Origin of the sequence: Micrococcus sp. 2A (assembly GCF_039519235.1) — a bacterium.
GTDB lineage: Bacteria > Actinomycetota > Actinomycetes > Actinomycetales > Micrococcaceae > Micrococcus.
The window spans coordinates 740,962-756,844 of record NZ_CP154351.1 but is presented as its reverse complement, the minus strand read 5'-3'; the positions used below and the strand labels follow the sequence as shown (position 1 = coordinate 756,844).

At 71.2% G+C, this 15,883-nt stretch carries 7 protein-coding genes; 6 read left to right on the top strand and 1 reads right to left on the bottom strand.

The window, feature by feature from the left end; genetic code table 11:
• Positions 1–170: 170 nt before the first annotated feature.
• The 6 genes from AAG742_RS03490 (at position 171) to mobF (ending at position 8,955) form a co-directional block, all read left to right on the top strand.
• Positions 171–1,535 (top strand): hypothetical protein, encoded by a 1,365-nt coding sequence (locus tag AAG742_RS03490; RefSeq protein WP_343282328.1) that lies wholly within the window; start codon positions 171–173, stop codon positions 1,533–1,535.
• Positions 1,532–2,665, top strand: a complete 1,134-nt coding sequence (locus AAG742_RS03485) for a transglycosylase SLT domain-containing protein (RefSeq protein WP_343282327.1) — start codon at positions 1,532–1,534, stop codon at positions 2,663–2,665. Before AAG742_RS03490 ends, AAG742_RS03485 begins: the two co-directional genes overlap by 4 nt.
• A 12-nt stretch (positions 2,666–2,677) precedes the next feature.
• Positions 2,678–3,286, top strand: coding sequence for a hypothetical protein (locus AAG742_RS03480; protein WP_343282326.1), 609 nt, complete (start codon positions 2,678–2,680; stop codon positions 3,284–3,286).
• Between the two features lie 491 nt (positions 3,287–3,777).
• The gene (locus AAG742_RS03475) at positions 3,778–4,419 is read left to right on the top strand and encodes a hypothetical protein (RefSeq protein ID WP_343282325.1); all 642 of its coding nucleotides are present in this window, start codon (positions 3,778–3,780) and stop codon (positions 4,417–4,419) included.
• 163 nt (positions 4,420–4,582) lie between these two features.
• Positions 4,583–5,287 carry a hypothetical protein gene (locus AAG742_RS03470; protein ID WP_343282324.1) on the top strand — a complete coding sequence of 235 codons (705 nt, stop codon included), beginning with the start codon at positions 4,583–4,585 and terminating at the stop codon, positions 5,285–5,287.
• Positions 5,284–8,955 carry a MobF family relaxase gene (gene mobF / locus AAG742_RS03465; protein ID WP_343282323.1) on the top strand — a complete coding sequence of 1,224 codons (3,672 nt, stop codon included), beginning with the start codon at positions 5,284–5,286 and terminating at the stop codon, positions 8,953–8,955. Before AAG742_RS03470 ends, mobF begins: the two co-directional genes overlap by 4 nt.
• Positions 8,956–9,021: 66 nt before the next feature.
• On the opposite strand, the gene AAG742_RS03460 is transcribed toward mobF, so the two are convergent.
• Positions 9,022–15,795 carry a helicase-related protein gene (locus AAG742_RS03460; protein ID WP_343282322.1) on the bottom strand — a complete coding sequence of 2,258 codons (6,774 nt, stop codon included), beginning with the start codon at positions 15,793–15,795 and terminating at the stop codon, positions 9,022–9,024.
• Between the last annotated feature and the right edge of the window lie 88 nt (positions 15,796–15,883).

Below are 15,883 nucleotides of genomic sequence, written 5' to 3'. Positions count from 1 at the left end.
CCGGTGGCCACAGCCATGTCCGGCCACGTCCATCCGCCATCACGCGCGGCCGCGCACGACTGGCCGGACGACGCCACCTGGACACACACCTCCTCCTACACACAACGAATCCAGAACGACCCCACAGACCCCGACCGCCACTCGGCGCTCACCCCAGGAGGACACCGACGATGGACACCACCCTGACCCTGACCGCTCGCGTTGCACTGACCGACCCCACCGGCACCCGCCTGCCAGCCACCTCCCTCACCGAGGCTCTGGCCACGGCGGCAGCAGCCCCGACCGGCCAGCACGTGGTCACCGTGACCGGCCACCACGAGGGTTTGACCATCACCCCGGACACCTTCACCCTCGACCCGGACACCCACACCCTCACCCCGGCCCCAGACACCACCGATCCCCGCCGTGCCTTCCGCCTGTCCTACACGGCCTTCACTCTGACCGACCCGTCCGGCCAGCCGTCCACCGTGACCACCGCCGCGTTGGACACCATCGGACAGTCCGCGGCCAACCGCCTGGGCCACGACGTGATCATCACCTCCGACCTCCCGGGCGTGCACGATCTCACCTTCAGCCCCGAACTGCGCAAGCCCGCCCACGCGGAGCTGACCTCCACCGCCGAGGCCTTCGCCACCCGCACCCGCGCCGACCGTCGTCGGCAGGCCCCCGCCCGCCACGGCTGGCGCGGCGGGCTCAACGAAGCCTTCGGCCTGCGCCTGGCCCCCTCGGCCGACGAGATGCACGAACGCGAGCTCACGACCACCATCCAGCGCGGCCTGCCCGGCCACCGCACCGCCGCCGTCGTGAACATCAAGGGAGGCGCCTCCAAGACCACCGCCACCTACCTCCTGGCCGCCACCCTCGGCCGAGTCCGCGGCGGCACCGTGCTGGCCTGGGACAACAACGAAAACGCCGGCAATCTGGCCGACCGTGCCCTGCCCGCCTCCCACCAGCACACCGCCGTGGACCTGCTGGCTAACATCGAGGACTTCCGCATCCCCGAGAACGCCGACCGCCTCACCGGCTACGTCCGCCCCCAGGGCGACAACCGCTTCCACGTCCTGGCCTCGCAGGATCACGCCGGAGACCGCGAGGTCATCGACGCCGACGCGTTCCACCGGATGCACGCGGTGCTGCGACAGCACTACGCCCTGGCCATCGTGGACACCGGCAACGCGAGCACCGCGGCCACCTGGCAGGCAGCCGTCGACGTCGCGGACTCCATCGTCATCGCCATCACCAACAAGGAGGACGCCGCCCGCCGCGCCTTCGTCACCATCGACGCCCTGCGCAAGGCCGGCCACACCGACAAGCTCGCCCGCTCCATCGCCGTCATCACCCAGCCCGCCCAGGCCGACACCGACCGCCTCGACAAGGTCCGCGAGCTGCTGGCCGAGCACGTCGGCGCCGTCCTCGTCGTCCCCTTCGACCCCGCACTCGACGCCGGAGACGAAATCGACTGGGACCGCCTCACCAAAGCCACTCGCCGCGCCTACCTCGAGGCCACCGCCGCCCTCATCGAGGGCCTGGCATGAAGCGCCTGATGATCGTCGCAGGCGTGCTCATCGCGCTCCTGGGCCTGGTGCTCGTCATGGTCGTGGGCCCGGCCATGATGATGGCCTCCTTCACCTCGTTCCAGCGCACCCCCGTCAACGGGAACATCGCTGAAATCTGCTCAGCCGGTGAGGCGGGCGAGGCTCAGATCCCCGAGGAGTACCGCGAGGACATCGCCAAGGCCGCTGAGGTCTCCGGCATCAGCCAGGAAGTCCTGGCCTCCCAGATCTACCAGGAGTCCCGATGGAACCCGAAGGCCACCAGCTCCAGCTACGCGCGCGGTCTGGCCCAGTTCAAGGACGAGGCCTGGGCCGAATACGGCAATGGCGACCCCTACGACGGGCACGCCTCCATCGCTGCCCAGGGCCGGTTCTTGCTGAAGCTGAAGAACGACTACAAGCAGTACTCCTCCGACCCGGAGGACGTCGTGCGTATGGCCCTGGCTGGCTACCGGATCGGCCCCGCGCACGTCCATGCCGCCAAGGGCATCCCCTACCAGCAGCCCGTCGCCGTTGAGTACGCCGAGGAGATCCTGTCCCGCGCGAGCATCTACACCACTGAATGCAAGCCGGCCTTCTCGGGCGGTGACGACGTGGTCATCTCCGGCGAGTGGACGCACCCCTTCCCGGGCGGGTACTTCACCTCCGACTACGGCGCGCGGCCGTGTCCTTCAACGCTGAAATGCACCGTAGAGGTCGCCAATCACAACGCGATCGACCTGGCCTCCGGCACTGGCACCGGCTATGCCGTCGCCCCCACCCAGATGCGGATCACTAAGGCCAACGGGACCGACCGGGACGGCGACCACCCGGTCTTCGCACGTCAGATGGCCGAGCCCCACTATGTGATCAGCTACTGGCACTGTGCCTACGGCTCCCACCGCGTCCAGGTCGGACAGATCGTCGAGCCCGGCACCCCGATCTGCAAGGAGGGCGTTACCGGGAATGCCGGTGGCCGCCCCCACATACACCTCCAGTTCAACCAGCCCAGCGCCTCCGACACGAGCTACGAGCGCCACACGACCGTCAACCCTGAGCCGATCTTGGCCGCCAACGGCATCGACCTCTGCCCGTCCGGCCGCGACGTGACCGGTCCCTGCCAGGCACGCTGAAAGGACACTTCTATGAGCTCCGCCCGCACCGCCCAGCTTGCCCTCGGCGGAATCGGCCTGTTGGTCATCGCAGGCATCGCCCTGCTCCTCAACGTCATCACCCAGCCCACCGCCCCCGAAGCGGTACTGGCCCCCACGGTCGCGGCGTCCACCACCCAGAACGCACCGACGGAATCCTCGGCCATCCCCACGCCCCCAAGCAGTTCCCCAGCGGCCAGCCCCTTCGGGTCCGCCCCGACGACCCCGGCCGAGGAGGCAGCCGTCGAGGCCGCCCGCGTGATGACGACGTGGGACCCGGCCAAGGACGTGGACGAGACCGCATCTGAGGGTCGCGCCATGAAGCTGATGACGCCGGAGCGGGCGAAGCAGGTGATCGTCTCGGACCGCGGCACCAGCGATCCTCAGTGGACCGACGCCGCCGCCGAGGGCTGGACCTCCGAGCCCATCGTGACCTTGGTGCCTTCCGATGAGCCGAACGTCATCCGGGTGAACGCCGCCTGGGAGTGGGTGTCCCCCACGGGCGAGCGCGAACCCGGGAACACCTGGCGGTCGTTCGCCTTCGAGATGACGGATGAGAAGACCCCACGGATCAGCGACTACACCTGGTCTAACCTCGGCTGAGAATCCCGCGTAGCCTGGTGCATACGCGGTCGTAGGCTCACCCCCCCTCCGAGCCTCCCGCGCAGGCCCCTCCAGCCGATCCCGTTTCAAGGCTGGAGGGGCCGTCCCATGTCCAAGTAGCGCAGAGCCCACCTCGCCGTGGACACCGCCACACCTCTCACGGGGGCGCTTCGCCCCCCGCACCCCCAGACCAGCGCGGCGCTGGACCACCGATGCGGCCCTTGCTCGCTTCGCTCCGCGCGGGCCGCCCAGATCGCCCGTGGCCCACCACCCGAGGCGGCAGGGGACATGGTTCCTTTTGACGTCCCCCCATCCGCAGCCATGGGGCGCGAGTGCCTTCGCCAGACCGGGGCCAGCGCGGAACCGTGACCACTTTGACCGTCGATGTTGGCACCATGTGTGCGAAGGGTCACCAATCGTCAACGGTCACCAGAGGCGCATGGAGTGGGCCGTCGTTCTCCCCGTCATCCAAGATCCCTGGAGGTAGCCGCATGGCTCACATCGTCCCCGTTCCAAACCTGCCGGCCCCGGTCGCTCGAGGCCCTGTCCACGCCTGGCGGCTGACTCGTCTGGCCGTCCGCGACGAGTTCCGCAGCTTGCCCGTCCGCGTCCGCAGTCTGCCGTGGTGGCTCAAGTTCCCACTGGTCATCGTCCTTGTGGCCTTCGCCGCCGCGGTGGCCACCACTACCCTCCCCGTCTCGACTGTGCTGCTGGTCATGGCGGGCTACGCCGTCCTGGCCGCCATCCTCACCCCGGTCCTCGTGTGGCTGGTCTACCTGGCTTTGCTGGCAGACCCCCGACGGCGCTACTACTGCTGGCCCACGTCCGAGGCTCCCACTGCGTACCTGGGCATCCACGCAACACGCACCGGCTGGACCATCGAAGGGCACACCACAGCCCACCCACGCTCCGGCCGACGCGAAGGCCAAGCACTGCGCGACGCGATCCTCCCAGCACTGATCAAGGCAGCCGACGCCCACCACGTCGACGTCACCACCACCGCCGTCACCCAAGCCCACGCTGACCTGTACGCCAAAGACGCCCCCGACCTGCTGCCCTCCACCCACCGCACCCTCACCGGAGGAGTCCCGATGCGCCGCCGCCCAGCCGAGGCCGCAGCACCCCGCCGCTGAACCCCGGTGTCACGCTCCCCAGGGGAGCGCTGACACCCAGGGGCACACCGCGCCGAGCGCGGAGCACCCCTGCAAACCATCCATCACACGTCTGGCACCAAGGTGCACTAGCGTCACGAGTCGCGTGACACACGCTCCCCCGGCCGGGGCGCGAACCACGGGCATGAGCGACCGACGCCCGTGCGCGCACTGCGCCGATCCCCTTCCCGAGGACGCCTCGCCGCGCCAGCGGTACTGCTCCCATGCGTGCCGTTCAGCGGCCTACCGGGCGCGGACCGCCGGGCAGGCCCCGGACCCCGCCGTCCTGGCCCTGACCGCGCAGCTCGACGCTGAGCGCGCTCAGCGTCATGACGCCGAGACGCGCATCGGCCAGCTCGAGGCCCGCGTCCGGCGCAAGACCGAGCAGGTCCAGCAGCTGGCCGGCCAGCTGGCCGCCGAGCGGCGGTCAGCGGCCGTGGCCATCGCTGGCCAGGCCAACCGGACGGTCGCTGTCCGGGCGGACAACGCCGCCCTGGCCGGCCAGCTGGCCGCCCTGCGCCGGTCATGGTCCGTGGCCACGGCCGGCACTGACCTGACCCCGGACGAGGTGGCCGCCCTGCGCGGCCAGCTGTCCGCCCTGCGTGTCCGGTACGAGGACTTGTCCGTCCGGCACCGCCGCCTGTCCGCCGCGGCCGAGGTGGCCGCTGTGGAGCGGTCACAGTTGCAGGGCATCGTCCGGCAGTGGGACACGCTGTGCCGTCGTCTGGCCAAGGCCGTGGCCGGCCAGCCGGTGGCCGCCGTGGACAAACGCATCCTGGCCACGCACGCCCGGTTCCGGTCAGCGGTGGCCGCCGCTGACCGGTCAACCCAGAAGGGGGCTCGGCCATGACCGTGTCCATCTCGAAGATGTCCATCGACTACTACCTGGACTCCGTGGCCACCGGTGACCGGTCCGTGTCCGCTGACGGGGCGGCCACCGCCCGGCGTGACCTGACCGCGTACTACACCGAGGCCAAGGCCCCGCCCGGCACCTGGCTGGGCCGTGGTCTGGCCGGCACGTCGCTGACCGCTGGCCAGCAGGTGGCCAAGGCCGACGCCGTGTCCGTCTACGAGCTGGCCAAGGACCCGGACACCGGCACCGCACTTGGCCGGTCACCGATCCGTGAGGTGGCCGCCCCGGAGGGGGCCACGACCCCGGCTGGCCGGACAGCCAAGGCCACCCGCAAGCCCGTGGCCGGGTTCGACCTGACCTTCTCCGTGCCCAAGTCCGTGTCCACGCTCTGGGCCATATCCGGGCCGGCCATGCAGGGCCAGATCCAGGCCGCCCACCAGCAGGCCATGGCCGAGGCCCTGGCCTGGGTCGAGGACAACGTGCTCCAGTCCCGCGCCGGCCACGGCGGCGTCGCCCACGTGCCCGTGACCGGACTCGTGGCCAGCGCGTTCGACCACTGGGACTCCCGCGCCGGTGACCCCCAGCTGCACACCCACGTCGTGATCTCCAACCGGGTCCAGCGCCTCATGGACGGGCAGTGGGCCACCCTGGACAGCTACACCCTGCACCGCCACGTCGTGGCCATCTCCGAGAAGTACAACGCGCTGCTCTACGACCGGCTCCACGGCCAGGTCGGCGCCCTGGCCGAGTCCCGCGACCCGGCCATCACCGCCGCCCTGGAGCAGGTGCTGTCCGGTCAGGAGCTCGAGCAGGCCACCGTGGCCGGCCACGGTGGCCACCGCGTGGAGCTGGCCGGCGTGCCGGACAGTCTGATCGAGGAGTTCTCCACCCGCTCCCGACTGATCCAGGCCCGCAAGGACGAGCTCATCGCCCAGTGGGAGGCCGCCCACGGACGCACCGCCCCGGCGGCGGTCGTGCTCAAGCTGCGCCAGCAGGCCACCCTGGAGACCCGGACACCGAAGAAGGAGTCCACCGAAACCCTGGCCGAGAAGATGGTCGGCTGGCGTGACCGTGCGCTGGCCGGTGGCCACGACCCGGCGGTCATCGTGGCCGCCGCCGTCGGCCATGACCGGCGCACCGTGACCGCTGACCAGCTCACCGACCAGGCCCGCGAGGCCATGGCCGTGTGGGTGCTCACCGACGCCTCCGTGCGCCGGACCACCTTCACCCGGGCCAACGTGCTGGCCTCGGCCGAGCGCGTGCTGGCCCTTGTACGGTTCGACACCGCCGAGGACCGGCACGCCGCGGCCGACGAGCTCGTGGACACCGCCCTGGCCAAGGCCGTGTCCCTGACCCCGGACAGGATGAGCGCCCCAGCGGAGTTCGACCCCGTGCTGTCCGCCCCGGCTGGCCGCTCCGGTCTGGACCACAAGCGTGTGGCCGGCACCTGGAGCACCAGGCAGGTCATTGAGGACGAGGCCTACCTGATGGGCCGTGTCCGCTCCGCCGACGCCCCGGTCATCGACCCGGACACCCTGTCCGGACAGGTGGCCGAGGTGACCACCAAGGACGGCCACCGCCTCTCGGCCGACCAGGCGGCGGCCACCGCCCATGTCCTGGCCTCCCCGTCCGGGATCGACGCGATCATCGGTCCGGCCGGCACGGGCAAGACCACCACCATGGCCGCCGTCGCGCAGCTGTGGCACGCCCAGCACGGCCAGGGCTCCGTGGTCGGGCTGGCTCCCTCGGCCGTGGCCGCCGGCGTGCTGGCCGACGAGCTCGGCGTGGCCACGGAGAACACGGCCAAGTGGCTGTGGGAGTCCGTCGGGGACGGCGCGGCCGCCCGCGCGCAACGCGTGGCCGGCCTCCAGGACCGCCTGGCCCAGCTCTGGGACTCCCCCGCCTCCGACGCCCGGACCCGGCAGATCGAGGCCATGACCGCGCGCCTGGCCGAACAGCACGCGATCCAGGCCCGGTTCACCCTGCACCCCGGACAGCTGCTGATCGTGGACGAGGCCTCCATGGTGGCCACCGCCCAGATGGCCGAACTGGCCCGGCAGGCCGAGACCGCCGGGGCCAAGGTGCTGCTCGTGGGCGATCCTGCCCAGCTCGAGGCCGTCGAGGCCGGCGGCTTCCTGGGCTGGATGGACCGCGCCGAGGACGTGGAGGTCGCACGCCTGGATCAGGTGTGGCGCTTCCGCAACGAGTGGGAGCGCAGCGCCTCCCTGCAACTGCGCGAGGGCGACCACGACGTGCTGGAGCAGTACGAGGCGGCCGGGCGCCTGCACGGAGACCCCGAGACCGACGCCGCGGACACCGCCTACGCCGCCTGGCTGGCCGACAAGCGTGAGGGCTTGTCCACGATCCTGATCGCCTCGGACAACGCGACCGTGGCCGACCTGAACGCCCGCGCCCAGGCCGACCTGGTGACCGCTGGCCTGGTGGACGTGGAGACCACCGTCACCCTGCGCGCCGACGTCGCCGCCGGCGTCGGAGACGAACTGCTGGCCCGCCGCAACGACCGCTCGTTGCGCGACTCCACCGGCGCGTTCATCGCCAACGGCACTCGCCTGACCCTGACCGGGATCAACCCCGACGGCTCGGCCGAGGCCATCGTGGACTCCACCGGCGGCACCGTGATCCTGGACCCGGACTACCTGGCCTCCTCCACGGAGCTGGGCTACGCCACCACCGCGCACCGATCCCAGGGCGTCACCGTGGACACCGGCCACACCGTGGTCGAGGTCGGCCAGTCCCGCGAGCTGTTCTACGTGGCCATGACCCGAGGCCGCATGGCCAACCACGCCTACGTAGACCTCGAGCCCGACGACCACGCCTCCCCCGACGAGTGGGGACTGCTGCACCGCACCCCCGGCGCCCAGACCCCCGTGGGCGCGCTGAAGGCCGTGCTGGATCACTCCACCGCCGAACGCTCCGCCCACGAGGTCCAGGCCGGCGAGCGGGCCTGGGCCAACGACCTGGGACGGCTGGTCCACGAGTACGAGTTCCTGGACTGGGCCGCCCGCGCCGAGCGCACCAGCGCCTGGATCGACCGCGCCTTCCCCGACCCCGCCACGAACGCCGCCATGCGCGCGGCCGAGACCTGGAACCGGATGGTCAAGGCCGACCCCGCCCGCACCTTCTCCGGCGAACTCGACCAGGCGCAGACCCCCCAGGACGTGATCGGCCAGTGCCAGAGCCTCCTGCCGCCCTCACCCCTGGACCGGCCCGCCCAGGACCCGGCGGAGGGCACCCGCGCGGCCGCCGTCGCGGAAGTCCACGAGCACTTGCACACCGAGCTCACGCACCAGGCCGCGACCATCCGGGCAGATCCTCCGGCGTGGGCAGAGCACATGGCCGGCTGGGACGAGTCGGAGACGACCCTGCGCGCCGTGCTGCTGTGGCGGGCGGTGTCGAACCAGACCGAGCACACCGCCAGCGTGTTGGGCCGACCCCCCACGGCCAACGACGCCACCGCGCACCACTACCGGCGCGCCCTGGACGCGCTCACCGGCTCGGGAGAGGACGAGGCCAGGATCGCCGCCCTGACCGACAACCAGCTGCACCTGGCGCGCGTCCTCGACCTTCCCCCCGCCGCCAACCACACCGTCGACGTCGGCGCCGAGCATCACAGCCCGGATCGCCCTGAAGGCCCCGACCTCTAGCCACCCACTCAGCGGGCGGCCCCGGAGCATGAAGCTCCGGGGCCGCGTTCCACTACCGGCTTCGACTCACAAGCCGGGACCGTCCACCCCCGTTTGCGGCGGACGCGTCGGGTCCACCCCGAGGCCCGGCTGGCCCGCGGGACCCATGCCCATCCAGTCCAGCCCGTCCCGGCCCAGGGCGGGGGCCTTGCCCGCCGCCGGTGGGGCGGTGGGCACCTGCTTTGCCGGGGCCTCGCCTGTCACCCCGACCGTCTCAGGTCCCGGCGCGGCATCGGGCACCGAGCCCTCCAGCGGGCGAGCACCGAACACCTTCTCCACGTCCAGCTTCCCCTCGTACTCCCACACGTGGCCGGCGTCGCGGGAGGTGACCTGGAACTGCCCGCCCGCCTCGTCCTTGAGAGTCAGCACGGCCACTTCCTCCGTACCGCTATACGGAGACCCGATGGTCCGGGAGTCCTGGGCGATGACCGTCCCGACCTTCAGCCCGTCGGCTGCGCGCTCGGTGGCCACCCTGTCCACCGTCGTGTCCACGGCCAGTGTCCGGCCAACCCACTGGCTGTCCGGACTGATCTGCCTGGCCGGACACGCCTTGACCGGCTGACCGGCCTCGGCGGCCAGCGTGGCCAGTTCCGGCAGCTCCAGCGCCCCGCGTGTCCGGCCCAGCACCGTCACTATCGTCGTCTCCCGGCGGCGGCACTCCTGCTTGGCCCCGCCCTGGTCGGCGTACACGATGTTCCGGTTGCCGCCGGAGCCGGTCTTCAGGATGGTCACGGGCACCTTGGCCGTGGCCGAGGTGTCCACGTCCGTGGCCATGACCGTATCCCCTGGCCGCAGGTCTCCGACCTGCACGCTGCGCGTCTTGGCCCCCCACAGCCTCTCGCGCTCGGCGTCCGAGAGCTGGACGGCGTCGGCCACCTGCCACCGTCGGGTGCCGGCCGCCGCCGACCCGCTCATCCGCTCACGCGCGGCCCCGGTGTCCGGGGACACGGCCACCCGCCGCTCCCCGTACCCCGGGCGCATCCGCACGATGTCCCCGGCGTACCCGAACCCGTCGATGTCCTCCTGGAGCACCTGACCGGGGATCAGCTCGTCCGGCCAGCGCGTGTACGCCTGCTCTGCGATCGCATCCCGACGAGCCTGCTCCGACTCCGGGCTGGTCGCGTCGATCAGGATCACCGGAGACCCGAACCGCACGAACTCCTCGTCGCGGATCAGCGCCCCGGTGGAGGACTCGATCATGTTCCCCTCGGCGTCGAGCCGGCCTTGTCGCACGGTCCGGTCCTGGTGCTCGCGCAGCACCTCCCCGTCGTACCCCTTCGCCATACCTGGGTTCGGCACGATCCGGTCTCGGTCGAGGTCGGCCTGCATGGCTCGCTGCTCGATCTCGTTCAGGCCCGACTCCCGCCGGATGACCATCCGCCCCGTGGCCTGGATTCGGGAGGCCGCGATGGCGTCCTTGGGGTCTCCGTCCACGGGCCAGGCCCACAGCTGACGCTGGTGGACGCCCACGGACTTGTCCGTGTACCCCACGATGTAGAACGCCTTGTTGTACTCCCACACATCGCCCTCACGCGGGACGGTGTGGTGACCGAGCAGGCCACGCTCGTTCAGCTGCTCCGCGGTGTACTCGAGCACGGCCGGGCGCAGGGACTCGTCCACGTCGTCCCGCATCTCAGCCTCCAGCGCCGCGAGCTCACGCTGCTTGGCGACCAGTTCGTCGGCTTGCTGGAACCGGCTCTCGGACAGCCCCTCCTGCATGGCGGGGATGGTCTCGGCCAACTGGTCCAGCTCGCGCTTGTCCTTGACCAGCTGGTTCGGCAGTTCGGCCACGAAGTTCTCCGCCGAGATGATCGAGCCCTGCGCCGAGACGTCCCCGCCGAGCACCTGGGCCGTGGACCAGGCCCGGCGCACGCTCGGGGCCTGCATCGGCACCAGGTACACCTGCGAGGCGTGCCGGACCGTGCCCACCTGGACACCGCCGAGGGTGCCCAACGGCTCCGGGTCGGTCGCGTCCAGGAAGTCGGTTCGGTCCGTGCGCGCCGCCTGCCGGCGCAGCTCGGCCACCAGGACTTCCCCGGCCTCCCCACGGTTGCGGATCGTCTGTCCGTCCGTCGTCGTGAACGCGAACGCATCCCCTCCGGTAGGGCTCACCTGCGCGGCCAGCCCGATCAGGGCGTCCTGCCGTCCGGCCAGGAACGCCTGCCGGGCCTCGTACCGGCCCAGCTCGACCCGCTGGGTGGCTCGCTGCTGGGACCACGCGCTCTGCGCGCGGGTCAGCTGCTCCACGTCCATGCTCAGCGTGGCCAGCTGCTCGATGCGCGGGTCCCCGGAGAGCACCGCCGCGGCCGAGGCGCCGCTGACCTCCAGCCCGGCCACCACGTCCTCCATGGTTCGCCCGTTGAGCTGACCGGCCTTCACCTGGGCGATGAACGTGGCCTTGCGGGCGATCATGTCCCAGCTGTAGACGTCGAAGGTCTGCTCGGTGGCCCAGGCGTAGATCGACACCTCGGGATTCTGGTTGCCCTGCCGGATGATCCGGCCCTCGCGCTGCTCCAGGTCCGCCGGGCGCCAGGGCACGTCCATGTGGTGCAGGGCGATCGCGCGGGTCTGGATGTTCGTGCCCGTGCCCATCTTCTGGGTCGAGCCGATGATCACGTTCACCCGCCCGTCCCGGCACTTCTCGAACAAGGCCGCCCGGGCCTCGTCCGTCTTGGCCTCGTGGATGAACGCCACCTTCTCCGGGTCCATCCCGCGCGCGGCCAGGTCCTCGCGCAGCTGGTCGTACACGTTCCAGGACCCGTCCTCGGTGGGCGTGGACTGGTCGCAGAACACGATCTGCAGAGCCCCGGTGGTCTCGGAGACCTCCCCGTTGGGCAGCCGGTACTCGGTGTCCTTGGTGCGCTCGTGGATCGTCATGATCTGCTCGGCCACCGCGCCCACACGTCCACCGTCCGGGTCCGCGTCCATGCCGACCAGGCGCGCGTCCAGCGCCACCTTCCGCCCGTCGCCCACGATCACGAGCATGTTGTCCGCCCCCTTCGTCGGCGGCGTGTTCTTCACCAGCTCGATGCGCTCCTTGAGCTGGTCCACGTACTGGGCCACCTGCTCCGAGGGCGGGCGGGCCATCAGGATCCGGTCACCGGTGGCCACGGACGGCAGGGTCGTCTCCAGCTGGTCCCGGAGCACGACGTCGGTGAACGCGGAGTTGATCGACAGCAGCTCGGGCACGTTCACGTACTCGGCCACCTTGATCACCTGCTGGTAGCCGTCGCCGGTCACCGTGGGCCGCAGCTGGGGCTTGACCTTCGTGAACGCCTGACCCCAGGCGGTCACGGTGTCCACGCGAGCGGCCTCCAGCAGGTCCGGGCGCAGGTAGTGCTGCATCACCCACATCTCGGCCATGTTGTTGGCCACCGGGGTGCCCGTGGCGAACGTGGCCACCGCCGGCAGGTACCCCGGACCGGCCACACCGGCCCGCTCCGCCGCCTCCGTCTTGACCTCCCGCAGCGCGCGCAGCTTGAAGTCCAGGTCCATGGCCCGCTGGGACCCCGAGCATGCCAGCTCGGCCAGGTCTGAGGACCGGGCCAGGTTCTTGAACATGTGCGCCTCGTCCACCAGCAGGTAGTCGATGCCCGTCTCCTCGAACGTGACCCCCGGATCGGTGTTCGCCGCGATCTTTTCGTGCTGACGCTCCAGCGCCTTCTTCGCCTTCTCCGACCGCTTCACCCAGCCGGCGTCCTGGTCCTGCCCGGCCGTGGCCGCCTCGAGCTCGTCCTGGGACTGCTTGAGCCACTCGGCCTGCTTCACCGGGTCGATCTGGACCTTCTCGAACGTGGTCTGGGGCATGACCACCAGGTCCCAGTCCCCGGCCCCGACCTGCGCCATCCACTCCTGCCGGGCCGGGGCGGCCAGCCCCGTGGGCACCGCGATCACGTTCGCGTCCGGGTACCACTGCGTGGCCTCCGTGGCGATCTGGTCCACCAGGTGGTTCGGGACCACCATGCACGGCTTGGCCACGATCCCGGTGCGCTTGAGCTCCATCGCGGACATGATCATCGTGCCGGTCTTGCCGGCGCCCACCACATGGTCCAGCAGAACGGTCGGCTCGGACACCGCCCGGGCCACCGCCGCCCGCTGGTAGGAGTACGGGGTCATCGACTCGTTCAGCCCCGGCAGGGACAGCCGCGCACCGGCGCCCGAGTAGTCCGGGGCCACGTGGGCGTTGAAGGCGTCGTTGTAGAGCTCCTGCAACCGCTCCACGCGCGCCGGGTCCTGCATCATCCAGACCCCGAACTCAGCCCGGATCTCCTCGACCTTCGCCCGGGCGGCCGCCGTGGCCTTTTCGTCCTTGACCCGCTTGCCCTCCTCGAGCTCCACGGTCACGGTCACGGTCTTCATGTTCATCGCCGCGGTCATCAGCTGAGCCGGCGTGCGCTTCTCCACGCCCCACCGATACCGCACATCCGGGGCGACCCCACCCTTGGGGACCTCAATCTCCCAGGCGTCCGTGCCCGGATTCAGCTGCACCTGGCATTGGGCTTTCAGCGTCTCCGAGACGAACTGCGCGTACACGTCCTCGGGCACCCACCGCACGCCCGGATTCACCGACACGTCCGCCAGCGCGATCTCCGCCGGGACCACGGCCTCTAGGGCGGCCACGTTCTCCCGGAACGCCGCGTCGGCCTGCGCGGCCTCACGCGCCGCCGCGAGCTTGGCGCGCACGTTCCCGGACAGGTACGTCGTCTTGGGCACCAGCTCCTCAGTGCCGGGCACCTGGAACACCTCACCGGACATGCGCTCACGCGCCTGCGCCCGGTCCACGCCCAGCAGCTCAGCCACCCGGCCCACGTCCACGGTCCGGGACTCGTCCATGCTGATGGCAATCGCGTCCTCCACGGACTCCGCACGCTCCGGACGGGTCCGGTGTTGCACCACATCCCGGGTCATGATCGGTGCCGGCGTGGCCGAGTTCGTGGCCTCGTCGTACACCTCCAGCGAACGGATCAGCCCCAGCTTCGGGTCCCCGGCCAGGAACTCCAGGTGCTTCTGCTCCCGCTTCTTGAACTCCGAGGCGGTCGCCGCCTCCAACCACTCGGCCGCGAGGTCCTCCGGCACGGGCACGTCCGCCGGCGCGACGTCGCCGTCCTGCGGCAGGCTGTCACGCCACTGCGTCTCCAGCTCACGCAACATCCGATCACGGTCCGCCTTCGACGGCGGCCCGTACTTGTCCTCGCCGCGCGAGATCGGCCCGTGGTAGCCCACGTAGGACTCCCACAGCCCACGCAGCTCCCCGCGCAGCTGCTCCCGCTCGGCCTCGGGCGCACCCGTGCGCTGAGCGGCCAGCACCTCCGTGGCCTTGTCCCGCATGGCCAGCAACGACTTGGCCTGCGCGAACAGGGGACGGGCGATCTTCACCCGCTCCCACGTCAGCCCCGCACGGTACTGCTCGAACCAGCCCCCCGCGTTGTGCCGCACATGCCCGATCTGAGCCTCGGGCTCCGGGGCGAACCGCAGACCAGGGCTCGTGTCCACCGCCACCCCCTCAGCCACCTCGGGGGCGTAGGACAGCGCACTGGACCCACCGAACCGGGCGTCGAGCATCTGCTCGGTCAGCAACACCTCCACCTGCTCGGCCACATCCACGTCCGCCTCAGCCCGGACCGCGTAGCTCGGCCCGAACGCGCTACTGGCGTAGCCGGCCTCTCCGACCACCCGCTCGGGGTGATCCTTGAACCACTTCGAGTAGTTGACCTCGTGCTCGTTGCCCTCCGGGTCCCGCACCGCCAGCGTTTCCGCCTCCACCCACCCGGCCACCCGGTCCTGGTCCACCTTCTCGGTGGGCTTGCGCCGGCGGAACACGAGCACGTCCGTCTTCACGTCCGTGCCGGCCGAGGCCGCCATGGCCCCGTTGGGCAGACGCACCGCGCCCACCAGGTCGGCGTACCGGGCCATCTCCCGCCGCGCGGTCTCGCGCTTGGCGTCCATCGTGTGCGTGGAGGTCATCACGGCCACGTACCCACCCGGCGCGGTCAGCCGCAACGACTTCAGGATGAAGTGGTTGTGGATCGAGTGACCCTGCCCGTTGTGGGTCTTGTCCACCACCGAGTAGCCCCCGAAGGGCACGTTGCCGACCGCCGCGGAGAACGAGTTCTCCGGGAACATCGTCTTCTCGAACCCGGCCGCCATCACCTGCTGGTCGGGGTGCAGGTACGCGGCCACCCGCGCCGTCGTCTCATCCAGCTCCACACCGACCATCTGCGCCCCCGCCGGGGCGGCGCCCATGAACTCCCCGGACCCGCACCCCGGCTCCAGCACCGCCCCGTCCTCGAAGCCGGCCGAGCCCAGCGCCGACCACATCGCCGCCGCGACCGCCGGGTCCGTGTAGTGCGCGTTCAGCGTCGTCGCCCGCGCCTGGGACCAGCCCACCGGACCCAGCAGCTCCCGCACCCGCTCCCGGTCCTGCGTGGCCACCCGCTCGTCCGCCTCGTCGAACACGAACGGCAGCGCCCCCCACGCCGACCACCCGGCCAGCGTCTGCTGCTCGGCCTCGGTCGCCGGCCGCGCCTCCTGCTCCAGCGTGGCCAGCACCTCCAGCGCGGCCACGTTCGCGGTCAGCCTGTCCTGCCACCTGGCCGGACGCCGCGAGCCCCCTGTCCACGGTTGGCCACCGGCGGTCACCACGCCGGTCCTGGCGGTGTCTGTGTCCGCGGTGGTGTCCGCCCCGCTGTCCGCCGCCTCCGGGGCGGCCACGCCCGTGTCCGGGCCGCTGACCTGGGCAGATACCGTGGTGTCCGGGGTCGTGTCCGCCTCCATGTTCGCCCGCGCCTGCCGGTCGGCCACACTGTCCGGCTCATACGGCAGCCCACCGGCCAGCACCCGGCGGGTCATATCGCTGAACCGGTCTGACCGGTCAGCCTCCGGCGTGTCC

Bases quoted from the DNA above. Each gene is read 5' to 3' on its own strand.
- AAG742_RS03475 (WP_343282325.1), top strand. From the start codon at position 3,778: ATGGCTCACATCGTCCCCGTTCCAAACCTGCCGGCCCCGGTCGCTCGA.
- AAG742_RS03480 (WP_343282326.1), top strand. From the start codon at position 2,678: ATGAGCTCCGCCCGCACCGCCCAGCTTGCCCTCGGCGGAATCGGCCTG.
- mobF (WP_343282323.1), top strand. From the start codon at position 5,284: ATGACCGTGTCCATCTCGAAGATGTCCATCGACTACTACCTGGACTCC.
- AAG742_RS03470 (WP_343282324.1), top strand. From the start codon at position 4,583: ATGAGCGACCGACGCCCGTGCGCGCACTGCGCCGATCCCCTTCCCGAG.
- AAG742_RS03485 (WP_343282327.1), top strand. From the start codon at position 1,532: ATGAAGCGCCTGATGATCGTCGCAGGCGTGCTCATCGCGCTCCTGGGC.
- AAG742_RS03490 (WP_343282328.1), top strand. From the start codon at position 171: ATGGACACCACCCTGACCCTGACCGCTCGCGTTGCACTGACCGACCCC.